Here is a 22670-nt window from a genome sequence, read left to right on the forward strand (position 1 = left end):
ACCATCCCGCTTGGTCTGACACACTTGGTCGTATGACCGTGACTCATGGCAACAAGATCGTCCTTATCGGCGCCGGTGCTGTCGGCACTGCCTTCGCATACGCAATTGCCAACCAGGGCCTGGCGGACCACCTGGCCATCATCGACCTCAACGAGGACCTTGTCTGGGCCCAGGTTGAGGATCTCAACCACGCTGTCCCGTTCTCGGGCCACCACACGGACGTCACGGTGGGCACCTACGAGGACTGCCGCGACGCCGCCATGGTGGTCAACTGCGCGGGCGTGGCGCAGCGCGACGGCGAGACCCGCATCGACCTGATCGCCCGCAACGCCAAGATTTTCCAGTCCATCAACTCCGAGGTCATGGCCAACGGCTTCAACGGCATCTACGTCGTGGCCACCAACCCTGTGGATGTGCTGTCCTACATCACCTGGAAGCAGACCGGCCTGCCGTCCAACCAGGTCATCGGCTCCGGCACCGTGCTGGACACCGCCCGCTGGCGCCACAACCTCGGCCTGCACTTCGACATCGCCCCGTCCGCGGTGCACACCCACATCATCGGCGAGCACGGCGACACCGAACTGCCCGTGTTCTCCTCCGGCTCCGTCGGCGGTGTGCCGCTGCGCGCCATGCTGGAGACCGAGGCCGAGACCAACCCGGACATCTACACCCAGATGGACGAGATGTTCATCCGCACCCGCGACGCCGCCTACGACATCATCAAGCGCAAGGGCAACACCGCCTTCGGCATCGGCAACGCGCTCGCCCGCATCACGCGCGCGATCCTGCGCAACGAGGACGTGGTCCTGCCCGTCTCTGCGCTACTCGAAGGCGAGTACGGGCTCGAGGACCTCTACATCGGCACCCCCACCGTCCTCAACCGCAGCGGCGTGCGCAACGTCGTGGAACTGCGCCTGGACTCCGACGAGCTGGAGAAGTTCCGCCACTCCGCCAAGGCCCTGCGCGAGGTCATCGACCACGCCGAGTTCTAGGGGCCTTTGCTTATCGACGGCAGCTTCGCCCGGCTGCCGTCTAGGATGTCTACATGGCCAGAAACATCGATGTGGTTGGAGCAGTGATCCTCGACGGCGACCTTGTGTTCGCCGCACAACGGGGGCCGGGCCGATCGATGAGCGGATTGTGGGAGTTTCCCGGCGGAAAGATTGAACCCGGCGAGACTCCGGAACAGGCGCTGAAGCGCGAGATCTTCGAGGAACTCAGCGTTGAGGTTGAAGTGTTGGATCGTATCGGAACGAGCCGGCACGAAACCGACTCTGTAGTCATCAACCTCACCACGTACTACTGCACGCTACGCTCCGGCGCCCCGGAGCTTTCCGAGCACCAGGAAATCCGCTGGGTTCCTAAAGCTGAGCTGCACCAACTTGAGTGGGCGCCGGCCGACATCGAGACTGTTGAACGCGTGCAGCAGCAATAATGGATCCTTCACTTTCCTCGCTGCGACGCGACCTTGAATACGGCTTCATCGACGAAGCCCTTCTTGCTAACAAGCAAGAGAACCCTGAGCTCATCACCAACAGTGACTCAAACACCATGTACGAGGCACTCAAGAACGAGCTTGAGTTCGCTGATAGTTACGTCTTCTCCGTTGCATTCGTGACGGTCGGTGGTATCGGTGCGCTCAAACAGCAACTCGTTGAGTTTCGAGGCAAAGGCACGATCATCACGTCCTCGTACCAAGATTTCAACGAGCCAGCTGCATTGCGTGAGCTACTAACTCTGGAAAACGTCGATGTCTACGTCATGTCTGAATACGCCCACCATGCCAAGGGCTACATCTTCAACCACGGCGATCATGTCACCGCGCTCGTCGGCAGCTCAAACCTCACGCGCTACGCGCTGATGGAAAACCACGAGTGGAACATCCGAGTTTCCTCGCACCGAAACGGCAATATCGCGTCACAGCTTCAAAGTGGGGTCGACAAGCACCTCGAAAAGGCAGTACCACTGACCGAGGAATGGATCAGCGAGTACGAGCACAATCGGGCCAACCGCACAATCGTTTTCACGGAAACTCAACCGATGGAGGTTTCTCCGGAAGGCGAGAAGATTCTTCCAAACCTGATGCAGGTGGAGGCCCTTGAGCAGCTGGAGAGCGTGGTCGACTCCGGCGAAAAACGCGCATTGATCATCTCAGCAACCGGCACGGGAAAGACTATTTTGGCAGCGTTGGCTACGCGCCAGATGAAGCCTTCAAAAACGCTTTTCATCGTTCACCGTGAGCAGATCTTGAAAAAGGCAGCTCAAGAGTTTGCCAAGGTGTTGGAAGTCGACGACTCACAAATCGGTTTCTTCGTGGGAGCGCGGCAAGAATTAGACAAAAATTTGGTGTTTGCAACGGTTCAGTCTCTTTCACGGAGAGAGAATCTGGCGTCAATCTCGCCGCTCCAGTTCGATCTGATCATCATCGACGAAGTTCACCGTTCCGGGGCCAAGTCGTACCAGTCAATCCTGAACCACTTCCGCCCAAACTTCACGCTGGGTTTGACGGCCACCCCGGAGCGTACGGATGGGTTTAACGTCTTCGAACTCTTTGGATACAACGTTCCGTACGAGATCCGTCTTGAAGGCGCCCTTGAAAACCGGATGCTCGTCCCCTTCGACTACTACGGCATTGCCGACTACGAATCGGCGCGGGGATCAATTGGAGACAAGTCAAAGCTCCAAGATCTGGTTGCGGAAAGTCGCGTCGAGCACATCGTTGATGCACTGCAGAAATACTCGTTCGCAGAAGGTACGAAAGGCCTCGTGTTCTGCAGCAGTAACGAAGAATCCCGCATCCTCGCGGAAGCACTCTCCTCACGAACCGTTCACGGCCGTCCGTTGAGAACGAGGAGTCTCTCGGGAGCAGACACGATTGAACAGCGAGAGTCGGTCGTTTCGAAGCTGGAAAATGGCGAGCTCGATTACATCTTCACGGTGGATATTTTCAACGAGGGAATCGACATCCCCTCGGTGAACGTGATCGTCCTGCTCCGAAGCACTGAATCCTCGATTATTTTCACTCAGCAACTTGGACGGGGGTTGCGAAAGTCCGCCGACAAGCACTCGCTGCGCGTCATCGATTTTATTGGTAACTACGCGAACAACTACCTCATTGCTATTGCTCTCACCGGAAACAAGACTGGCCACAAGCCAAAGATCCTCGACGACGTCAACGACCCCCGCCCAAAAGCCGGGTCTTCCACTGTGAGCTTCGACAAGGTCTCCGCAGCCCGAGTAATCGAGTCCCTGCAAAAGGCCCGTATCACCGGAGTTAAAGCGAAGCGCGAAGCCATCGCCGAGTTGAAGTACCGGCTCGGCCGGATTCCGAGGCTCGTCGATTTCCTTTACCACGAGTCCATGGATCCGTCTGTGCTGTGCGCAACCGATCCAAAAACTCGAAACTACTGGTCGCTTTTGTACAAATTGAAGGAAGTTGACTGTGCACCCTCCCGCGAAGAAGAGGGCTTCCTTTCCCTCATTGCCGCGGAGCTGCTCCACGGAAAACGACCACAGGAACTTCTTCTTCTCTCCGAACTTGTGCGCCGCGGACCTCAAGGGACGCTCTCCACAAACGAATTCAAGACCGCAATTGAGCAGTACTCACCTGAGCTTGATTCCTCGGCCAACCTCATGAAGTCGGTAGAGCTCGTTTTGAACCTAGACTGGTTCACGAAGGCTGCTGCCCAACGTTATGGAGGCAATCCACTTGCTGTCCGCACAAGCAGCGGTTTTCAGCTCGGTGAACGGTTTTCAGAGTTGTACTTCTCCTACGACGATCAACACCCGACCCCGGAAGTCAGTTTCCGCTCCCACATCGATGACCTCATCGAAACTGGCCTCCTCGTAAACCGGCGCCAATACCGCCAGAGCGACATGTTCGTCCGAGGGAAAACGTACACCCGGAAAGACGCGGCGAGACTCCTCAATTGGCACGACAATAGGGAGTCCACGATCTACGGGTACGCGGTGGATTCAAACACCAACACATGCCCGATCTTCGTCACCTACCACAAGGACGCCGATGTCCTGGCGAGCCACCGATACGACGACACGTTCATTGACCAATCCACAATGCAATGGTTTTCCAAGAACAATCGGACGCTGAAAAGCAACGAACTCCAGCCCATATTGGATGGGTCCGCCGACCTCCACCTCTTTGTGAAGCGTGAAGACGCAGACGGCTTGGAGTTTTACTACCTCGGGCAAGCTGAAGTCAGGCACGCCGAAGAGCGGCAAATGACTGGAAACAAAGATGAATTGCTCGACGTGGTGGTCATGAGTTTGGGAATAGACGAACCTGTCCCTGCCCCGCTGTACAAGGCACTCACCACAAACAAGCGTTCGAGCATCCAGGATCCGCTTGATGACGGCTCGAAGGCGGGACTCCACCGAAACCCTGGCCACATGGTCAGAGAAGATTCGGAAGGCAAACGTCATTTGGAGCAGTAAGTCCCCCTCAAAGTCAGCTTCTCGTTGAAGAATCCGGCCGGTTCGCGGCGCTTGTTCTACTGAGGTCCCTCGGGCTGCTGCGGCTCAGCTGCAAGGTTGGGGTCGACGGAGTGCGCGTCCATGTCGCAGCCCTTCCGCTGTAAGCAGCCTCCCTTTTGGGTCACATTGGCCGTACACTGAGGATCTCGAAACGCTGTGTACTGCGGTTACTCCTTTGTCGTCGTGAGAAGAAGCTCGTCCACCGCCGCGTACTCCCCTATCTCCGCGGCGAAGCTCTCGTCGTGGCAGGTGAAGATCACCGCCTGGCCGCGGCGCAAGCCGTCGGCGATGAGGGCGTGGGCGCGGTCACGGGAGGGGGCGTCGAGGCCGACGTCGGGCTCGTCGAGAAGCACGAGCGAGCGGTTTTGGGCGAAGACTTGGGCGAGCTGGGCCAGGCGCAGGTGCGCGGCCGGCAGGTCCAGCGGGTGGGTTTCCGGATCGAGACCTAGCGCGGCAACGGCATCCGGGTCGTCGACGAACTCCCCCACCGTGGATTCGGCGAGCTGGTCGGCGGTGCGCTGCAGGGCGAGGGAGACGCCGTGAGCAAGCCCCGGGTTGCCGTCGAGGCCGGCCATCGCGCGCAGCAGCGTGGTCTTGCCGGTGCCGTTGTCGCCGCGCAGCCACACGGCCTGGCCGGGGCGCACGGTCAAGTGGATCGGGCCGACGGTGAATTCTGGATCCTCGTGTGCGCGGAACTGCCACCACTTGCGGGGTTTTCCGCCGCGGGTGGCGGTGATCTCACCGAGGTCGATCGGCTCACCGGTGGGCACCACGCGTGGGGGCAGGCTGGGCTCGTGGGTGGGAGGGGATGTGGGAGACAGGATGCCGTCGATAAGCGAGAGCTTGGCTGCATTGAGACGGGAGCGGTTGCCCAGGACCACGATGCGTGACGGTAGCGCCTCGAGCAGGCGGGTCACAGCGCGGGCGGAGGTGGGGTCGAGGCCGGCGAAGGGGTCGTCGAGAAGCAAAAGCTCCGGCTCGAGGGCCGCGACGGCCGCGATGGCGAGGCGGCGTGTTTGGCCGCCGGAGAGTTGTGCGGGGTGGCGCTCGGCGAGTTCGGTGAGGCCCGCGGCGCTGAGGACGCGCTCGCAGCGATGCCGCATCTCCGGGATGGGTGTGCCGCGCTGCTCCAGGCCGAGCGCGACCTCCTCGATGACCGTGTCGCGCAGGTAGGACACGTGCGCAGTGGCGTCCTGCTGGACCACGGCCGCGCCCGGCCACTCGTTGTGCGCCTGGGCGGCGAGTGTGGTCAGACCCGCGCCGGAATTGCCGACGACCTCGATGGTGCGGTGCTGGTCGAGTGCTTGGGTCAGCGGGGTTAGATCCATAGGACCACCGCCACGCAGGTCAGCGGGATAAGGATGCGGGTGGCGCGCTGGAGGATGCTGTCATGCACGGGGTAAAGGACGGTGCGGGGGCCGGTGAGGTCGTAGCCTGCGGTTTCCAACGCCTGGCCACGGGCGCCAGCCTGGGTGAGCAGCTCCGTGAGCACGGGCATGATCAGGTGCGGCACGACGGTTTTGGCTTTGATCGGTCGCTGTTTGAGTCGGTTAGCGTCGCTGGTGATGCGAGCCCGGTGCGCGCCCTGGGGGCCAAGCTGCAGCGTGGTGCCGGCGATGTAGCCGATGCGGTTGCCTCCTTTTGTGCTCTGCAGAGCCTTGGCCAGATCCGGCGTGCGCGTCCAGGCCACGGCCGCGAGCAGGCACGCGACGAGTGCGGTGAAGCGGGCGGTGAGGTGGACGGCGTCGGCGAGCCCGTCGGAGGTGATGAGCGGGGCGATTTTGTGCTCGCCGTAGGGCGCGTGGATGAGCACCATCGACGTGGCGACGGGGGCGGCGAGGAGTGCGGTCGCCGCCGCGACGGACGGGTTGCGGGTGCGCCAAGTGCCGGCTGTCAGAGCTGCCGCGATGATGGCCAGCGAGGCTATCGGGGTGTTGATCCCCAGCGCCAGAATCCAGCCGGACGCGCCGATGACCAGGGCGGTCAGCGGGTTCAGGCGTGTCTGAGGCTGGGGCATTTGGGTTGGCTACTTGGTGTGCTTGCTCTGCGGGGCGAAGGCCGCGACGGTTCGGTTCGGCAGCGCCTTGACCGTGAAGAACGCCACCAGCATGACAATGACCTTGTCCACCGGGTCCGAGATGAACGCCTGGGTAGTCACGGATGCGATGAGCGAGCTGCCCATCTCACGGAACAGGCTGACCAACGCGCCGGTGCCCACGCCGGCGGTGCCGCCGTAGACGTAGGCCGCGACCGGGGCAGCGACCATGCCGCCGACAAGGCCCAGCACCAGGCCGAAGCCGATCACGGTGGCGATATTGCGCAGGGCGTTGAAACGGTGGATGAACACGCCGGCCAGCCAACCGATCAGCGCTGCGCCCGCGGCGAACGGGAGCGCGGCCGGGTTGAGCAGTCCCCACACCACGTTGTTCAGCGCGCCGGTGGCCATGCCCGCTACCGGGCCCGCGAGCGCCGCGACGAGCACGGTGCCCACGGAGTCCAGGTACAGCGGCAGGCCGATGGAGCCGACGATCTCGCCGACGACAGAGTTGATGATGATCGCAATCGGGATCAGCCCCAGCGTGCGCGCGGGCAGCACCGGAATCACCGCGGCGAGCAGCAGCGCGGTGCCGATGCCGTAGCCGGCCAGCAGCGCGATGCCCTGCCCGGAACCGGTGACCTGGTCCCAGTCCGCCGGGTGGACCAACACGAAGTACAGCCAGGTGGCGGCGATGAGGACGGCGCCTGCGATGACGAGTGCGCGGCGGGCGGGGGTCCATTCGGCCTTCTGCGCGGTGTTCTCGGTGGGCGCGGCCTGGGTGGAAACGGTGTGTGACATGGAAACTCCGAGTGGTGTGCGGGGAGGAACGGGAAGTACAGCCCTCATCGCCTATGTCACCTCGGCTGGGCTATCGGTTCGGGAGTGTAGCAGGGGTGGTTTTGCCGGCCTAGTCGTCGGCACGCAGGTGGCGCAGCTCCACAATCTCGGCGTCGCCGGCGGCGACTTTGGCGTGCACCTCGCAGGCCCACGTGAACCAGCCCCAGGCCATCTCGATCTCAGCCCCGGTGACCAGGCGCGCGTTGGGTTCGCGCTCCCAGATCCCCCGCAGGTCCGCCACGGAGGTGCCGCGCATGAGCTGCGAGTCCGCCTCCACATCGACGGCTGCGTCCTTCCATGTGTATTCCACAAGCCCCAGCGCAATTAGCACGGTGAGCAGGTCGTGGATCTGGGCCTGATAGCCCTCGCCCACGTCCTCGTGGAATTCGAAGTAAAACCGCGTGATCGCCTCCAGGTGCTGTGCCACAGGGGCGCCGCCAAGCTTATCGACGAACTCCGCCAACGCCCCCGGAGTAAGCACCATCTTCTCCGTCACGCCGAGCGAGCACAGAGTGATCGGCACCGGTGTCATGGCGAACACGTCGGCGGCTGCGTGGGGGTCCACCCAGAAGTTCCACTCCGCGCTCGGGGTGGTGTTGCCCGGGTAGTGCACTGCCCCGCCCATCACGGTGATGTGTTTGAGCTTTCGGAAGTGCTCCGGGTGGGCGTGGGCGAAGGCGGCCAGGTTGGTCAACGGTCCGGTGACGATGAGGTGTAAATCGTCGGTGCCGCGTTCGATGGAGTCGATCCACAGGGCGTCCCAGTCGTGCTCCACGTGGCGCTCGGGCGAGGTGGCGTAACCCAGGCCGGTCTCGCCGTGGGTTTCCGGCGTGGTGGTCAGCTCCACCTCGAGAGGTTCGGGCAGGCCGGCGGCCAGCGAGATAATGGGCAGGCCGGAAAGTCCCAGGATCCAGGCACCGTTTTGGGCGCATTGGTCGGCGGGGGCGTTTCCGGAGGTCGTCGTTAGGCAATCGAGCTCGATGAGCCCCGCGTGGGCCGCGGCGGTGAGGAAGATGATTGCGTAGGTGTCGTCGATGCCGGGGTCGCAATCCAGAATGACTCTCACGGTTTTGTTTCCTTTCCGGCGACAAGCCAGATGATGAACGTGGTGGCGCACACCGCCCCGCACACGCCGAACGCGGCCTGGAAGCCGGCGGCCTCCGCGACGGCGCCGAGCAGCACCGGCGCGAGGATGGTGCCAGCATCCTGCGTCATTTGATACGTGGACAGCACTGTACCGCCGGAGCGCTCGTTGCCGATGATGTCCGCGAGCGTGGCCTGGGTGGCGGGGCTCATCAGGCCCGCGCCGATGCCTGCGGCGGCAGACAGCAGCACGAGCGGCCAGAAACTGGTCGCGCCGCCAAGGAGTGCCGTGAACACGCCTGAGGTGGCAAGACCCGCGGCGACCAGCGGGCGGCGGCCGAGACTGTCGGCGAGGCGGCCGGAGAACTGCAGGGTTACGGCCATGCCGAACGCGAAGGCGGTCAGCGCAAACCCGGCGGCCGCTCCCCCGCGCTCAAACACGGCCGCGGCGAACAACGGCAAGATGGCCACGCGCGAGCCCATGTTGACGAAGCCGTTGGTAAACCCGGCAGCCAGCAGCGCCTTGTAGGTGGAGCTCTGCCACGCCTGGCGCACGCGCATTTTCGGCTTCGCCGCGGGCAGCGGCTCGGAGCCGGGGCGCGGCTGGGTCAGCGCGCCGACGGCGACCGCCGCGCCCGCGACCGCGATGCCGTAAATGACAAATGGCGCGCGGAAGCCCAGGAAGGATAGCGCAGCGCCGATGATCGGGCCGACGACGTTGCCCACCAGAAACGCCGAGGCGTACAGTGCGTTGGCGCGCCCGCGGATGCTCGGGTGCGTCACGCGCACGATCAACGCCTGGGCCGACAGCGTGAACATGGTGGAGCCGAACCCGGCGATAAACCGCAGGGCGAGGATCTGCCAATATGCCTGCGCGAAGGCCACGAAGAACGTGGAGGCGGCGACGATAAGCAGGCCGGTGAGGTAAATCGGGCGGGAGCCAAGCCTATCGACGAGCCGGCCGGCCCCCGGTGCACCAATGAGCCGCGCGAACGCGAAGATCGAGATCACCGCGCCGGCGGCAGCCATGGACACGCCGAAACTGCCGGCGAACTGCGGGAGCACCGGGGCGATGAGCCCGTAGCCGAGGGCGATGATGAACGCGGCGCCGACAAGCACCCAGATCGTGCGCGGGATCTTCGGTTGGGTGCGGGGCGTCTTCTGTTGAGTTGGATTGTCGGCGTTCATTGCTGGCTAGGGTACATCGCCGGGTGGGGTGGTCTGATTTGGCAATGTGGCAAATATTTTCCACAAAGGCATATCACCCCTGGCAGCCGACCGGAATTCGCACAGGCGTTCAACTGTCTGGCTGGTGATGTCGCCGGGCTTCATAGTGTGTGCGCCATGAAGTTCACCACGAAGAATCCGCTGCGAAGCGTCAGCCGAAACGACATGTCCCACTCCTCCGTCTCCACCCCGGAATCCCTCGCCGAGGTCATCCGCGAGCGCCACCCGGAAATCATCGAGTCCGCGCAAGCCGTCATGCACCACCCGCGGTCGCTGTCCCGGCCCACCGCCGCGTGGCGCCCACCGGTGCTCACACTGCCGCGGGTGGCCAACGGGCCACAGCTGACATTGGCCGTGACCCGGCGCAGAGTCGGCCCACGGGCGCGGGCCCGGATACAGGGCTACGGAGGCAGCCAGGTGCCGGCGTACCTGATTGAGGTCCGCATTGCGGACACGACCGGCAGCGTGGTTGACACCGTGCTCGCCGAAGCGTGGGTGCGCGCGCTGCTCCCCGACGACTGCGCCCACGCGGTGCACGAGCTGGCTGGGACGCGCACGGCGAACTACGTCTGGCTCGTCGACGGGACATTCACGCCGATCGCGTCGCCGTCGTCGATGTTCGAGGGGCTTCGCGCGGCCTAACGGCGAGGGTTGGGGTCCTCGTCGTCCTCGTCGGCGTCCTCATCATCTGCGTCGTCGGCGCCATTCTCGTCGTCTTCGTCGTAGTCGACATCGTCTGCGTCGTCCGTGTCGTCCTCGTCGTCCTGGCCGAACAGGTCGTAGACCTCAGGCTCGTCGTACTCGTCGTCTACGGGCAGAAGCTGCGACTCCCAGTCCTCGGCCTGGTCGGCGGCGAGCGAAAGCACGTCGAAAAGCCGGTCAAAGTCCGTGAAGCTGCCCAGCTCGAGCTGCTCTGCGTCGATGAGCGCTTCGTCGTGGATGGCGTCGAAGAGGCGGGCGCGGTCCTCCTCCGTCAGCTCCGCGTCGCCGTCGGACTCCCAGAGCTCACCTTCGGCGTCGTCGAGTACGTCGTCGTAGTCGTCCGGAAGCGCGATGAAGGTGACCTTGGCGTGCGGGGTGCCGTCGACGGTGTCGATAGTGACTAGCAGCTCCGCATTGTCGCCCACCTCGGCGCGCACCTGCTGCGGGTTCAAGTGGTCCTGGAAAAACTCCAGGTCGCCGATGCGCTCGTCGGTGCCCTCAAGCAGGTCGCGCAGCACGGTGATCACCTGGTCAGTCGCCATGTGCTCCGCAACCGCGGCCACGGCGTCCTCCACGGAGAACACCACGGCCACCAACACGGCCTCGAAATCCTCATCGTCCTCGTCCACGTCCGCGGCCGCGATGTAAACGTTGGCGGCCGGCAAGTGCGGGTCAATTTCCACGAACTGGATCTCAAGTGCTGCGGTCATGGGCACGAACATGGTGTCCCCGCCCACGCGGGACTCGATGCCTTCGCGGTCGAGCGCCGCTGCGATGTCCTCGAAAAAGCTCATGTCTGTGGTTCCTTCCACGTCGCGCCGTCGGGCTGGCTTGCCGCAACGCGCACAAGCCTAGCCACGAATGCCCGCAAATGCGTGGGACTTCGCCGCCTGGCCGCTAGTCGTCGCCCCACGCCGGATGCGCAGCCCCCAACAGGGACGCCGCGGAATCCATCAGGTCCTGGCGGTGGGTGCCCCACTCGCGCATGTCAAAGCTCTCCCAGGCCCTGCGCTGCACCGCCTTCGGGTCCCACTCCACGTGCATGCCAGCGTCGAACACGGCGGTGGCGCGGCCCGGCCTGTCGTCGGAACGGAAGCCGTACACAGGCCACTCCTCCCCCGGCGCGCCAGTGTGGAAAAACTGGCCCCAGTGGTGCTGCATGACGCGGCTGACCTCCTCGAACCCCTCGGATCCGCCGAAGACGTCCCACCGCGAGGCCTTTGTGGCGTTCGGCTCGCCGAACACCGCACCCAAGTCCGAGGTGTGCATCGCGCCCAACCCCAGCATGCGCATAGCCGCGGAGGCGTAATCGAAGCGGTACATCCAGGTGCTTGCTTTTCGACGGTGCGCCGTCGCCAGAATCACCGTCGGCGCCCAGAACACCGCATCCGCGATGAGGTCGGCGTAATCACCCCGCCCACCCGCGTAGCCGTAGGCGCGCAGCACCGCCTGGGCGTTGTCGGGGTCGAACGCCTCCAGCGCCCGTCGCGCGGCGCGCTGGCGGGCCTTCGTGGTTTGGTAGATGGCCTTGGCAAAGCTGGCTTCATCCGAGTTCGTGCCCATGATCAGCGGCACGGCGGCCTGCTCGCCGGCCTCGAAGGTGTCGATGGGGTGGGCGGTGAGCGTGTCGCCGTCCACGGTGGGCATGAAGCTGGTGTTGAGCTGCACCAGCTCCTTGGAGTTCAGCAGCATCGATTGCCCGGCCCGCACGAGTTCTTCCGCGCTGGTGGCACGCACGTCCGCCAGTGTGGTGGTGCGCGGCAGGCCCATCCGGGTGACGAGTTCGCGCACCCACATGGCGGCCTGGAGGCGCGAGTGCACGCTGGCCGGTGGCGGCGACTGCGCCACTGCTCCGTGGAACAGGCCGCGGGCGGCGGGGGCGCACATGAGGTGCACCACGGCCGCCCCTCCGGCGGATTCGCCCATGATGGTCACCCGGTTCGCATCCCCGCCGAAGTTGGCGATGTTCGCGCGCACCCACTCCAGCGCCAGAATCTGGTCCAGCAGCGCGGGTGTGGCCACGCAGTCGTGGCCGAGCGAGCGGAAGTCCAGGTAGCCGAGCACGCCGAGGCGGAAATTCACGGAGACGTACACCACCTTGGTGGCGTCTGCGAGCAAGTGCCCCTGCAGCACCTTTTCGTGGCTTGCGCCGGTGACGAAGGTGCCGCCGTGGAAGTAGACCACCACCGGCAGTTCTTCGTCCGTGTCCGGGCGCACGATGTCGAGGGTGAGGCAGTCCTCGGTGCCGATGACCACGTCGCGCCATCCGAACGTGCCTTGCATGGCTGGCGGGGCGAACCGGGAGGCGTCGTAAAGCCCGTGCCACTTTTCGGCGGGTTGGGGCGCGCGGAAGCGGCCGGTGCTCGCGGTGGATGCGCCGAACGGCACGCCGCGCCAGGTGCGCATGCCGGAGCGCTCGTCCACCACTCCGCGGACCTTGCCCGCGGTGGTGTCTGCGACAGGGTGCTCGGCGGCAGTCATGGCCTCAAGCGTAGACGGATGTGCGCGAAGTCCAACTATGCTGGATCGTCGTAAATCAGACCATTAACGAAAGAACACACAATGTTTGGCACCAAGAAGAAGTCCGAGGACCTGGCCGTGCGCCAGGAGATCGAGGAGGCGCTGCGCGAGGACCCGACGCAGCTGGAAAAGGACGCCGGCCCGCTGGGGCGGGCCTTTATCGGCGCGGTGGATAAGGCGGTGCAGCTGCAGACCTCCACCATCCGCACCTACGTGGACTGGCTGCGCCGCCAGAACCCGGACGCCACGCCGGCAGAGATTCAGAAGCTGATGGACAAGCACCTGAAAAACACCGTCACCGGCACCGGCGCTGGCGTGGGCGCCGCAGCCGCCGTGCCCGGCATCGGCCTGTTCTCTGGCGCGGCCGCAGTCGCGGGCGAATCCGTGCTGTTTTTAGACCTGGCCGCGTTCTACGCCGTCGCGTCCGCCTATCTGCGCGGCGAAGACGTCTCCGACCCGGAGCGCCGCCGCGCGCTCGTGCTCTCGCTGCTGATGGGCACGAAGGGGCTGGCGATTGTGGACGCCATGCTCGGCGACGACGCCGGCAAAATCCCCGGCAAGTCCACCCTGGCAAAGTTCTCCGGTCCGACGCTGGCGAACACGAACAACGTGCTGGAGCGCATCGCCATGCGCTCCATGCGCAAGACGCTGCGGCGTGCGTGGCTGGGCAAACTCATGCCGCTGGGTATCGGCGCAATCGCCGGCACCACTGCCAACCGCAAGCTCGCTGACGGCGTGATCGGCAACGTGCAGTCCGGCCTCGGCGCCGTGCCGGCCGGTTTTGCCAACCCGCTGCCGGAGAAGGACAACGACGGCGACGACGAAGACGGCAAGGGCCTGAGCCTGAACCCGAAAGAGTTCGCGGCCTGGGTCCTGCGCCAGTTCAAGGACGACAAGAACGAGAAGGACGACAAGAAGGACGGCAGCGACAATTAACCCCCTGCTCACCAGATCCCTCCGCGCCAACCGCGCGCCTGCGGCAGCCGCGTTCATCGCGGCCGCGCTCGCCGCAGTGTTCCAAACGGCGGTGCCGGCATTGACAGGCCACGCGGTGGACATCGCGACCGGCAACGCGGAGGGATCGGTGACGCGCACGGCGTGGTTGATGGTCGCCGTCGCCGCAGCCACCTACGGCTTAAGTTTCACCCGCCGCGTGACGGCGGGCCGGCTGGCGTCCAGCTCACAACACTGGCTGCGCACCGAGATCCTGCGCACCCTGCACCGCCTCGACGGTCCTGGCCAAGACAAGATTGTCACCGGGCAGATCGTCTCGCGCTCCATCTCGGATCTGAACATGTACCAGATGGTGTTAGACACCCTGGCCATGATGCTCACCCGCACCGTGCAACTCGTGCTCACGCTTGCGGTGATGCTGTACATGGACGTCCCGCTGACACTGATGTCCCTGGCGTTGTTGCCGCTGATCCTGTGGGAGGCCAACCGCTCGCGCAAAACGCTCTACGCCGCCACGTGGGTCAACCAGCACGCCACCGCGGAACTGGCGGAGCACGTGGAGCAGACCGTCTCCGGCGTGCGCGTGGTCAAAGCGTTCGGCCAAGAGCAGCGCGAGATCGACCGGCTGGACCAGCTGGGCCGCCACCTGTACGCGGTGAAGATGCGTGCGGCGAAGCTCACGGCGCGTTTCCAACCGATCCTGTCCCAGCTGCCCAAGGTCGCGCTGGTGGTCACTATCATCGCCGGCGGCATGCTGGCTATCCGCGGGCAGATCACCATCGGCCAGTTCGTGGCGTTTACGACGTACCTGACCTCCATGACGTCGATGCTGTCCATGCTGACCAACCAGTACGTGCGGCTGCAGATGGGAATGAGCTCGTTTGACCGCCTCGACGACGTGCTGGGGCTCGCCCCCGCCACCGAAGCCACCAGCGGCCCCGTAGTGGGCACGGGCCTGCGCTTCGACAACGTGCGCTTTACCACCGGCGGTAACCCGGTGCTCAACGGCTTTTCGCTCACCGTGCGCCCGGGCGAGACGGTCGCGCTCGTCGGCCCGCCCGGGGCGGGCAAAACCATGGCCGTCCAGCTCGCCGGCGGCTTCTACCGGCCGGATTCCGGAAGCGTCGAGCTTCTCGACGGCTCCGCCTCCCCCGCCGCCTTACGCCAGAAAGTCCTGTGCGTGTTCGACGAGGCGTTCTTGTTCTCCTCGTCCGTGCGCGAGAACATCGCCATGGGTGCCGACCTTCCGCCCGCAGAATTGGACGGCGCCGTGCGCGAGGCAGCGCGCCTAGCCTGCGCAGACGAGTTCATCGAGCATCTACCCGACGGCTATGACACCGAAGTCGGCGAGCGCGGCCTGACCTTATCCGGCGGGCAGCGCCAACGCATCGCCCTGGCGCGTGCGCTTATGGCGAAACCCGAAGTGCTCGTGCTCGACGACGCCACCAGCGCCATCGACGCGGTCACCGAGTCCCGCATCCTGGCCAACCTGCGCAAGGAGCTCAAAAACGTCGCGGTGCTCACCGTCGCGCACCGGCAGTCCACGGTGGATCATGCGGATTTTGTGGCGGTGGTCGACCACGGAGCCGTCGTCAAGCTTGGCCGCCGCGACGAGGTTGTGCAGAGCCCGGAGTACCTGGCCACCATGTCCGCCGACACGCCGGCGCGGCTGCCGGCGGCCCCGACGCACGCCGAGCTGTGGCCCGAGGCGGCCGAGCCGGAGCGCGAACGCGTGATCGTGCCCACCACCGGGCGCGCGTCCACGGTCAACGCCACCCCGGAGCTGCTCGCACGGGTGGAAAAACTCCCGGAGGCCACCGAGCAGCCGGACTTAAGTGAAGAGCGCCTGGAGCAGCTGCGCACCCCGTCCCGCGACTTCCACGTGCGCGAGCTGTTTCGTGCGGTGCGCTGGCTCATCGCCGGCACCGTGGCCCTGCTGGTCGTCGGCGTGCTTGCGGACCTGGCGTTTCCCACCCTCGTGCGCGCCGCCGTGGACCGCGGCATTGCCGGCTCGGACCAGGAAAGCCTAATCCGCACCGGGCTGATCGCGTTGGCCGTGGTGGCGGTGGCGTGGGCGTCCATGACCGTGATGACGGTACTGTCCTCGCGCTCCGGCGAGCGCCTCCTCTACGGCCTGCGCCTGCGCTCCTACGCGCACCTGCAGCAGCTGGGCTTAAGCTTTTTCGAGTCGCGACTGTCCGGCAAGATCATGACGCGCATGACCACCGACATCGACACGTTGTCCAGCTTCCTGCAAACCGGTCTGGCGCAGGCGATTGTCGCCGTCGGCTCGCTTGCCGGCGTGACGGTGATGCTGGTGGCCACCGACGGCCAGCTCGCCCTGGTCGCCTTCGCCGCGGTGCCGGTGATCGCGCTGGCCACCTGGGGTTTCAGGCACTTCTCCAAGCGCTTCTACGCCGCCTCGCGCGCGCAGATCTCCGCGGTCAACGGCGAGTTCGCCGAGCTCATCGGCGGCATCCGGGTCACCCAGACCCACCTCACCCAAGACCACTTCGAGTCGCGTTTTACGCAGCTGAGTGACACCTACCGCCGCATCCGCATGAACTCTGTGCGCCTGGTGGGCCTGTACTTCCCGGGCATGCAGTTCGTCTCCCAGGTCATGACCGCGGTGATCATCGGCGTCGGCGCCACCCGCATCGCGGACGGCACGCTGTCGGTCGGCGTGCTCGTCGCGTTCACCATGTACCTAAGCCAGCTCTACGGCCCCATCCAGCAGCTGGGACAAATCTTCGACTCCTGGCAGCAAGCCACCGTCAGCTTCGACCGCATCCGCGAACTGCTCGCCGAGCGCACCACCGTCCCCGACACGGGCACCCGCCCCGGTGCGCACACAGCGGCGTCCGGGGAGCTTTCGCTTAACGACGTCACCTTCGGCTACTCGCCGGACTCAGAGCCCGTCATCGACGGCATGGAGCTTGCCCTCTCCCCCGGCTCCACGGTGGCGTTGGTTGGGCCGACGGGCGCGGGCAAGTCGACCGTCGTCAAGCTGCTTGCCCGCTTCTACGACCCAGTGGACGGTGTCGTGCGTGCCTCGGGGACGAACATCGCCGAGTTTCCGCTCGCGGATTGGCGGCGCGCGCTGGCGCAGGTGCCGCAGGAGTCCTACCTCTTCCCCGGCACCGTCGCGGACAACATCGCCTACGGCACCGCCGACGCCACGGACGCTGAAGTGCAGGGCGCGGTGGAGCGCATCGGCGCGCTCGGCGTGATCGGCACCATCCCCGGAGGCTTCAACGCGCGGGTCGGCGAACGCGGCCGGGGCCTAAGTTCCGGGCAGCGCCAAATCATCGCGCTCGCCCGCGCCGAGATGCTCACGCCCGCGGTGCTGCTTTTAGACGAAGCCACCGCCACCCTCGACCCCGCCACCGAACGCGCCGTCCTCGACGCGTCCGATCGCGCGATGGATGGCCGCACGTCCGTCGTCGTCGCGCACCGGCTCGCCACCGCCGCTCGCGCCGACCGAATACTCGTGATTGATGAAGGACGTATCATTGAAGACGGCTGCCACGAGGACCTCATCTCCGCAGGCGGAAGATATGCCCATATGTGGGCTGTTAACCGATAACGGGGGTGAAACACAAGGCCCCCGTGGAGAGGAACAACCCAAGTTAGCGCTCTACCAGCGCCGACGATTACAGTCAAAGAAACGTTCCGCGAACACAACCCAGAAGGAAGGCGAGAACCTGCCGTGAGCAGCGAAAACACGTTCGGCCAGAACAGCTGGCTGGTTGACGAGATGTTCCAGCAGTACAAGGACGACCCGAACTCGATGGACGCCGAATGGCGCGAACTCTTCGAGAACAAGGGCGCTCCGAAGACCGCGAAGGGCACCCCCAGCGTCACCCCTTCCGATGAGAGCGCAAGCACCTCGAAGACCGACCCGAAGGTCGCACGCTCCACCGGTGCCCCGAGCCAGGACGGCCGCGAGACCAAGGTGGACGAGGCAGCCGCCAAGGTGGCAGCGAAGCCGAAGCGCCCCGCCGCCGCAGCGAAGGCTTCCCCGCTGGACAAGGTCAACCAGATCGAAGCCGAGCCCGGCGAGTTCCAGCTCAAGGGCGCTTTCAAGGCCATTGCCAAGAACATGAACGAGTCGCTCGAGGTGCCGACCGCGACCACCGTGCGCGACATGCCGGTCAAGCTCATGTTTGAAAACCGCGCGCTGATCAACGACCACCTCAAGCGCACCCGCGGCGGCAAGGTCTCCTTCACCCACATCCTGGGCTACGCCATCGTCCTGGCCACCAAGCTGCACCCGGACATGAACAAGAACTACAAGGAGGACGGCAACAAGTCCTTCGCAGTGCAGCCGGAGCACATCAACCTCGGCCTGGCCATCGACCTGCCGGGCAAGAACGGCTCCCGCTCCCTGGTCGTCGCCGCCATCAAGGAGTGCGAGACCAAGTCCTTCAACGAGTTCGTCGACGCGTACGAGGACATCGTCGCCCGCGCCCGCGACGGCAAGCTCACCATGGACGACTTCTCCGGCGTGACCATCCAGCTGACCAACCCGGGCGGCATCGGCACCCGCCACTCCATCCCGCGCCTGACCAAGGGCCAGGGCACCATCGTCGGCGTCGGCGCAATGGACTACCCGGCAGAGTTCGCCGGCGCTTCCGAGGACCGCCTCGCCGAGCTCGGCGTGGGCAAGCTGGTCACCCTGACCTCCACCTACGACCACCGCGTCATCCAGGGCGCGGAATCCGGCGAGTTCCTGCGCGACATCTCCCAGCTGCTCATCGACGACAAGTTCTGGGACGAGATCTTCCGCTCCCTGCACATCCCGTTCGCGCCGCTGCGCTGGGCACAGGACGAGCCGAACACCGGCATCAACAAGGACACCCGCGTCATGCAGCTGATCGAGGCGTACCGCTCCCGCGGCCACCTCATCGCCGACACCAACCCGCTGCACTGGCACCAGCCGGGCCTGCCCAAGCCGGACTCCCGCGACCTGCTGATGGAGACCCACGGCCTGACCCTGTGGGACCTGGACCGCGTCTTCCACGTCGGCGGCTTCGGCGGCAAGGAGCAGATGACCCTGCGCGAGGTCATGACCCGCCTGCGCGCCGCCTACACCCTGAAGGTGGGCACCGAGTACTCCCACATCATGGACCGCGACGAGCGCGAGTGGCTGCGCGACCGCGTCGAGGCCGGCATGCCCAAGCCGACCGGCCCCGAGCAGAAGTACATCCTGCAGAAGCTCAACGCCGCCGAGGCGTTCGAGAACTTCCTGCAGACCAAGTACCTCGGCCAGAAGCGCTTCTCCCTCGAGGGCGCCGAGACCCTGATCCCGCTGATGGACGCCATCATCGACACCGCGGCTGGCCAGGGCCTGGAAGAGGTCGTCGTCGGCATGCCGCACCGCGGCCGCCTGAATGTGCTGTTCAACATCGTGGGCAAGCCGGTCGCCACCATCTTCAACGAGTTTGAGGGCAACGTGCGTGCAGCCCAGCAGGGCGGCTCCGGCGACGTGAAGTACCACCTCGGCTTCGAGGGCGAGCACATCCAGATGTTCGGCGACGGCGAGATCAAGGTATCCCTGGCCGCCAACCCGTCCCACCTCGAGGCCGTGGACCCGGTCCTGGTGGGCATGGCACGCGCCAAGGAAGACCAGATCAAGTTTGCCAAGGGCCGCGAGGACCACCCGGTCGTGCCGCTGATGCTGCACGGCGACGCTTCCTTCACCGGCCTGGGCATCGTTCAGGAGACGCTGAACCTGTCCCGCCTGCCGGGCTACACCGTCGGCGGCACCATCCACATCGTGGTGAACAACCAGATCGGCTTCACCACCACCCCGGACTCCGGCCGTTCCTCCTACTACGCCACCGACCTGGCCAAGGGCTTCGACTGCCCGGTGTTCCACGTCAACGGCGACGACCCGGAGGCCGCCGCCTGGGTTGCCCAGCTGGCCACCGAGTACCGCCGCGAGTTTGGCAAGGATGTCTTCATCGACCTGATCTGCTACCGCCTGCGCGGCCACAACGAGGCCGACGACCCGACGGTGACCCAGCCGGTCATGTACGACCGCATCCAGTCGCACCCGTCGGTGCGCACCCGCTACACCCAGGACCTCATCGGCCGCGGCGACATCACCGAGGAAGACGCCGAGAAGGCAGCGCAGGACTTCCACGACCAGCTGGATTCCGTCTTCTCCGACGTCAAGGCGGAGAAGGGCCAGCCGAGCGAGCAGACCGGCATCACCGAGTCGCAGGAGCTCACCCGCGGCCTGGACACGAACATCTCCGAGGACCAGTTCAAGCGCCTCGCCGACGCGTTCGCGAACCTGCCGGAGGACTTCACGCCGAACAAGCGCCTGAAGTCCGTGCTGAAGAAGCGCGGCGGCTCGTTCACCGACGGCGACATCGACTGGGGCTGGGGCGAGCTGCTCGCCTTCGGTTCCCTGGCGGAGCAGGGCAAGTTTGTCCGCCTCGCAGGCGAGGACTCCCAGCGCGGCACCTTCACCCAGCGCCACGCGGTGCTGTACAACCCGGATAACGCCGAGCCGTACAACCCGCTGGACCACAACGCGCAAGAGGCCGACAACGGCGGTCACTTCCAGGTGTTCAACTCCGCCCTGACCGAGTACGCGGGCATGGGCTTCGAGTACGGCTACACCCTGGGCAACAAGGACGCCGTGGTGGCTTGGGAGGCGCAGTTCGGCGACTTCGCCAACGGCGCACAGACCATCATCGACGAGTACCTGTCCTCCTCCGAGACCAAGTGGGGCGAGCTGTCCTCGCTGATCACGCTGCTGCCGCACGGCTACGAGGGTCAGGGCCCGGACCACTCCTCGGCCCGCATTGAGCGCTACCTGCAGCTCGTGGCAGAAGGTTCGATGACCATTGCCCAGCCGTCCACCCCGGCAAACCACTTCCACCTGCTGCGCCGCCAGGCTCTCGGCGAGATGAAGCGCCCGTTGGTTGTCTTCACCCCGAAGTCGATGCTGCGCAACAAGGCGGCTGTCTCGCAGCCGGCTGACTTCATCGAGGTGGACCGCTTCCAGTCCGTCATCGACGACCCGAACTTCGTCGAGCGCGGCAACAAGGTCGTCGGCGACACCGACAAGGTCACCACGATCATGCTGTGCTCCGGCAAGATCTACTGGGAGCTGGCCAAGAAGAAGGAGAAGGACGGCCGCGACGACATCGCGATCATCCGCGTTGAGATGCTCCACCCGATCCCGTTCAACCGCCTCGCGGACGCGTTCAAGAACTACCCGAACGCCAAGGAGATCCGCTGGGTTCAGGACGAGCCGGCAAACCAGGGCGCATGGCCGTTCTACAACGAGCACCTGCGCACCCTGATCCCGGACATGCCGGAGATGGTCCGCGTGTCCCGCCGCGCCCAGTCCACCACCGCAACCGGTGTGGCCAAGGTGCACCAGCAGGAGGAGAAGCAGCTGCTCGAGGAGGCATTTGCAAAGTAGCTTGACGACGGGAGCGCCACCGGTGCTCCCCCACAAGCGTTAGGGCCCCGGGGTATCCCGGGGCCCTTCCTCGTATCTGGGGTCTTTCTAGCGCGCGCCGGCGCTGTCTGCGGAATCGCCCGCCGCTGCCCCGTCCTCGTCCGCCTCTGGCAGCTCGTCGTCGTAGATGTTGATGTGGGCGTTTTCCATCATCCACGCCGCCAGCGTGTCCTGGACGTCGGCGCCGCCCTCGATGTCTTCGACCATCTCCTCCAGCGACTTGGTGGAGATGACGCGGGTGATGAAGTTCAGGCGGTTGATCTCGCCGCGGTCGAAGCCGGACTTGTCGAATAGCGGGATGATGTTCTGCGGCAAATCGCCCGAGCGGCCGCAGCTTTGCGCCGGCGAGGGGTCCACGGTCCGCAGGGTGCTGGGCAGGCCAGCGATGGCTTGGTCGTAGACCACGTCCGAGAACCCGGCCGGTGCGTCCTTCGCCTCCGTCTTCAGGCGCTTGGCGGCCTCCACGTCGGTTTCTTCGACGAGGCGGCCGGTGCATGTCACCACGAAGTCCACCGGGGTTTCCTTGATCACCCGCAGCGTGTCGCCAGCGGAGAAATCGGCCGCGGTCACGCTGGTGGGCCTACCCAGCTGCTGCAGCACGCGGCTGTAAATCTCGCCCAGGACGCGCTGCTCCGGGTCCTCGGCGTCGATGCCGATCGCGATCGGTTCCTTGCTCGTGCTCTTCTGACCAAGCGCAGAACATCCGGACAACGCCCCGGAGACCGCCAGAGCGCACACGGAAAGCGCCGCCGCGGCGCGGTAGCGCTTATGCATCGGGGTTGGGGTGCGACGTGTCGTCGATAGGCAGCTGGCCCGCGATGAGGTCGCGCGCCTGCGGGGCGGCATCCGGCTCGCAGAGCACGTCGTAGCGGCCCGCCACGATCGTCGTCGCCGAGGAGAAGTCCCGTTTGCCGCCCGTGAACGCGTAGGCCACCGCCGCGAAAATCACGCCGAAGATCGCGCCGATGACCAGCGTGGTGGTAAACGTCACCCACCCCGAGCCCGGCTCGGTGAACACCGAAAGGATCAGGCCGATGAACAGGCCCATCCACAGGCCGGAAAGCGCGCCGGTGCCCAGCACCTTGCCCCAGGTCAAACGGCCCGTGATCTTCTCCACCTGCATGAGATCCACGCCCACGATGGACAGCTTCTCCACCGGGAACTCCTTGTCAGATAGCGAATCCACCGCCTCCTGCGCCTCCGCGTAGGTTTTAAAGCTGCCGACAGGCCAGCCCGTTGGAACCTCGCGCGCGGGCACACGGGAAGAGTTGCTCATGGGATTTGTCATGCCCACCAGTGTATCCGCTCGCCTGCGGGGCACCGTTATACTGCAGG

At 65.2% G+C, this 22670-nt stretch carries 16 protein-coding genes; 7 read left to right on the forward strand and 9 right to left on the reverse strand.

What is annotated here, in order from left to right; all coding sequences use genetic code 11:
- Window positions 1-32: 32 nt before the first annotated feature.
- The 3 genes from NUW87_RS04090 to NUW87_RS04100 are packed head-to-tail and all read left to right on the forward strand — an operon-like array spanning window position 33 to window position 4452.
- Window positions 33-992: an L-lactate dehydrogenase gene (locus tag NUW87_RS04090; RefSeq protein WP_269027307.1), complete on the forward strand. Its 960-nt coding sequence runs from the start codon at window positions 33-35 to the stop codon at window positions 990-992.
- Window positions 993-1045: 53 nt separating this feature from the next.
- Complete coding sequence (locus tag NUW87_RS04095) at window positions 1046-1435, forward strand: (deoxy)nucleoside triphosphate pyrophosphohydrolase (protein WP_269027308.1); 390 nt, start codon at window positions 1046-1048, stop codon at window positions 1433-1435.
- Window positions 1435-4452 (forward strand): DEAD/DEAH box helicase, encoded by a 3018-nt coding sequence (locus NUW87_RS04100; protein ID WP_269027309.1) that lies wholly within the window; start codon window positions 1435-1437, stop codon window positions 4450-4452. The genes NUW87_RS04095 and NUW87_RS04100 overlap by 1 nt, the downstream gene beginning before the upstream one ends.
- 206 nt (window positions 4453-4658) lie before the next feature.
- Here NUW87_RS04100 and NUW87_RS04105 read toward each other — a convergent pair whose 3' ends face one another.
- From NUW87_RS04105 to NUW87_RS04125, 5 genes are all read right to left on the reverse strand, one after another.
- A complete protein-coding gene (locus tag NUW87_RS04105; protein ID WP_269027310.1) occupies window positions 4659-5819 on the reverse strand; it encodes an ATP-binding cassette domain-containing protein in 1161 nt (386 codons plus the stop codon).
- Window positions 5810-6508, reverse strand: coding sequence for an energy-coupling factor transporter transmembrane component T family protein (locus NUW87_RS04110; RefSeq protein ID WP_269027311.1), 699 nt, complete (start codon window positions 6506-6508; stop codon window positions 5810-5812). Before NUW87_RS04110 ends, NUW87_RS04105 begins: the two co-directional genes overlap by 10 nt.
- Before the next feature lie 9 nt (window positions 6509-6517).
- Window positions 6518-7327 carry an ECF transporter S component gene (locus NUW87_RS04115; protein WP_269027312.1) on the reverse strand — a complete coding sequence of 270 codons (810 nt, stop codon included), beginning with the start codon at window positions 7325-7327 and terminating at the stop codon, window positions 6518-6520.
- 109 nt (window positions 7328-7436) lie between these two features.
- Window positions 7437-8432 (reverse strand): nucleoside hydrolase, encoded by a 996-nt coding sequence (locus tag NUW87_RS04120; RefSeq protein ID WP_269027313.1) that lies wholly within the window; start codon window positions 8430-8432, stop codon window positions 7437-7439.
- Window positions 8429-9637 (reverse strand): MFS transporter, encoded by a 1209-nt coding sequence (locus NUW87_RS04125; RefSeq protein WP_269027314.1) that lies wholly within the window; start codon window positions 9635-9637, stop codon window positions 8429-8431. The genes NUW87_RS04120 and NUW87_RS04125 overlap by 4 nt, the downstream gene beginning before the upstream one ends.
- Before the next feature lie 156 nt (window positions 9638-9793).
- Between NUW87_RS04125 and NUW87_RS04130 the strand changes: the two genes are divergently transcribed.
- Entirely contained in the window at window positions 9794-10318 is a 525-nt protein-coding gene (locus tag NUW87_RS04130; RefSeq protein ID WP_269027315.1) for a hypothetical protein, read from the forward strand.
- Here NUW87_RS04130 and NUW87_RS04135 read toward each other — a convergent pair.
- Window positions 10315-11172 carry a hypothetical protein gene (locus tag NUW87_RS04135; RefSeq protein ID WP_269027316.1) on the reverse strand — a complete coding sequence of 286 codons (858 nt, stop codon included), beginning with the start codon at window positions 11170-11172 and terminating at the stop codon, window positions 10315-10317. The two genes, NUW87_RS04130 and NUW87_RS04135, sit on opposite strands and share 4 nt — an antisense overlap.
- A 103-nt stretch (window positions 11173-11275) precedes the next feature.
- The gene (locus tag NUW87_RS04140; RefSeq protein WP_269027317.1) at window positions 11276-12859 is read right to left on the reverse strand and encodes a carboxylesterase/lipase family protein; all 1584 of its coding nucleotides are present in this window, start codon (window positions 12857-12859) and stop codon (window positions 11276-11278) included.
- An 81-nt stretch (window positions 12860-12940) separates the two neighbouring features.
- Between NUW87_RS04140 and NUW87_RS04145 the strand changes: the two genes are divergently transcribed.
- The 3 genes from NUW87_RS04145 to NUW87_RS04155 all read left to right on the forward strand — a co-directional run bounded on the left by NUW87_RS04145 (window position 12941) and on the right by NUW87_RS04155 (window position 21296).
- Window positions 12941-13834, forward strand: a complete 894-nt coding sequence (locus tag NUW87_RS04145) for a hypothetical protein (protein WP_269027318.1) — start codon at window positions 12941-12943, stop codon at window positions 13832-13834.
- Window positions 13830-17438, forward strand: coding sequence for an ABC transporter ATP-binding protein (locus NUW87_RS04150; protein ID WP_344849766.1), 3609 nt, complete (start codon window positions 13830-13832; stop codon window positions 17436-17438). The genes NUW87_RS04145 and NUW87_RS04150 overlap by 5 nt, the downstream gene beginning before the upstream one ends.
- 123 nt (window positions 17439-17561) lie before the next feature.
- Window positions 17562-21296, forward strand: a complete 3735-nt coding sequence (locus NUW87_RS04155; RefSeq protein WP_269027319.1) for a multifunctional oxoglutarate decarboxylase/oxoglutarate dehydrogenase thiamine pyrophosphate-binding subunit/dihydrolipoyllysine-residue succinyltransferase subunit — start codon at window positions 17562-17564, stop codon at window positions 21294-21296.
- 87 nt (window positions 21297-21383) lie between these two features.
- On the opposite strand, the gene NUW87_RS04160 is transcribed toward NUW87_RS04155, so the two are convergent.
- Window positions 21384-22109 (reverse strand): hypothetical protein, encoded by a 726-nt coding sequence (locus NUW87_RS04160; protein WP_239219020.1) that lies wholly within the window; start codon window positions 22107-22109, stop codon window positions 21384-21386.
- Entirely contained in the window at window positions 22102-22623 is a 522-nt protein-coding gene (locus tag NUW87_RS04165) for a YflT domain-containing protein (RefSeq protein WP_239219022.1), read from the reverse strand. Before NUW87_RS04165 ends, NUW87_RS04160 begins: the two co-directional genes overlap by 8 nt.
- Between the last annotated feature and the right edge of the window lie 47 nt (window positions 22624-22670).

The organism is Corynebacterium pilbarense (genome assembly GCF_026930265.1).
Taxonomy (GTDB): domain Bacteria; phylum Actinomycetota; class Actinomycetes; order Mycobacteriales; family Mycobacteriaceae; genus Corynebacterium; species Corynebacterium pilbarense.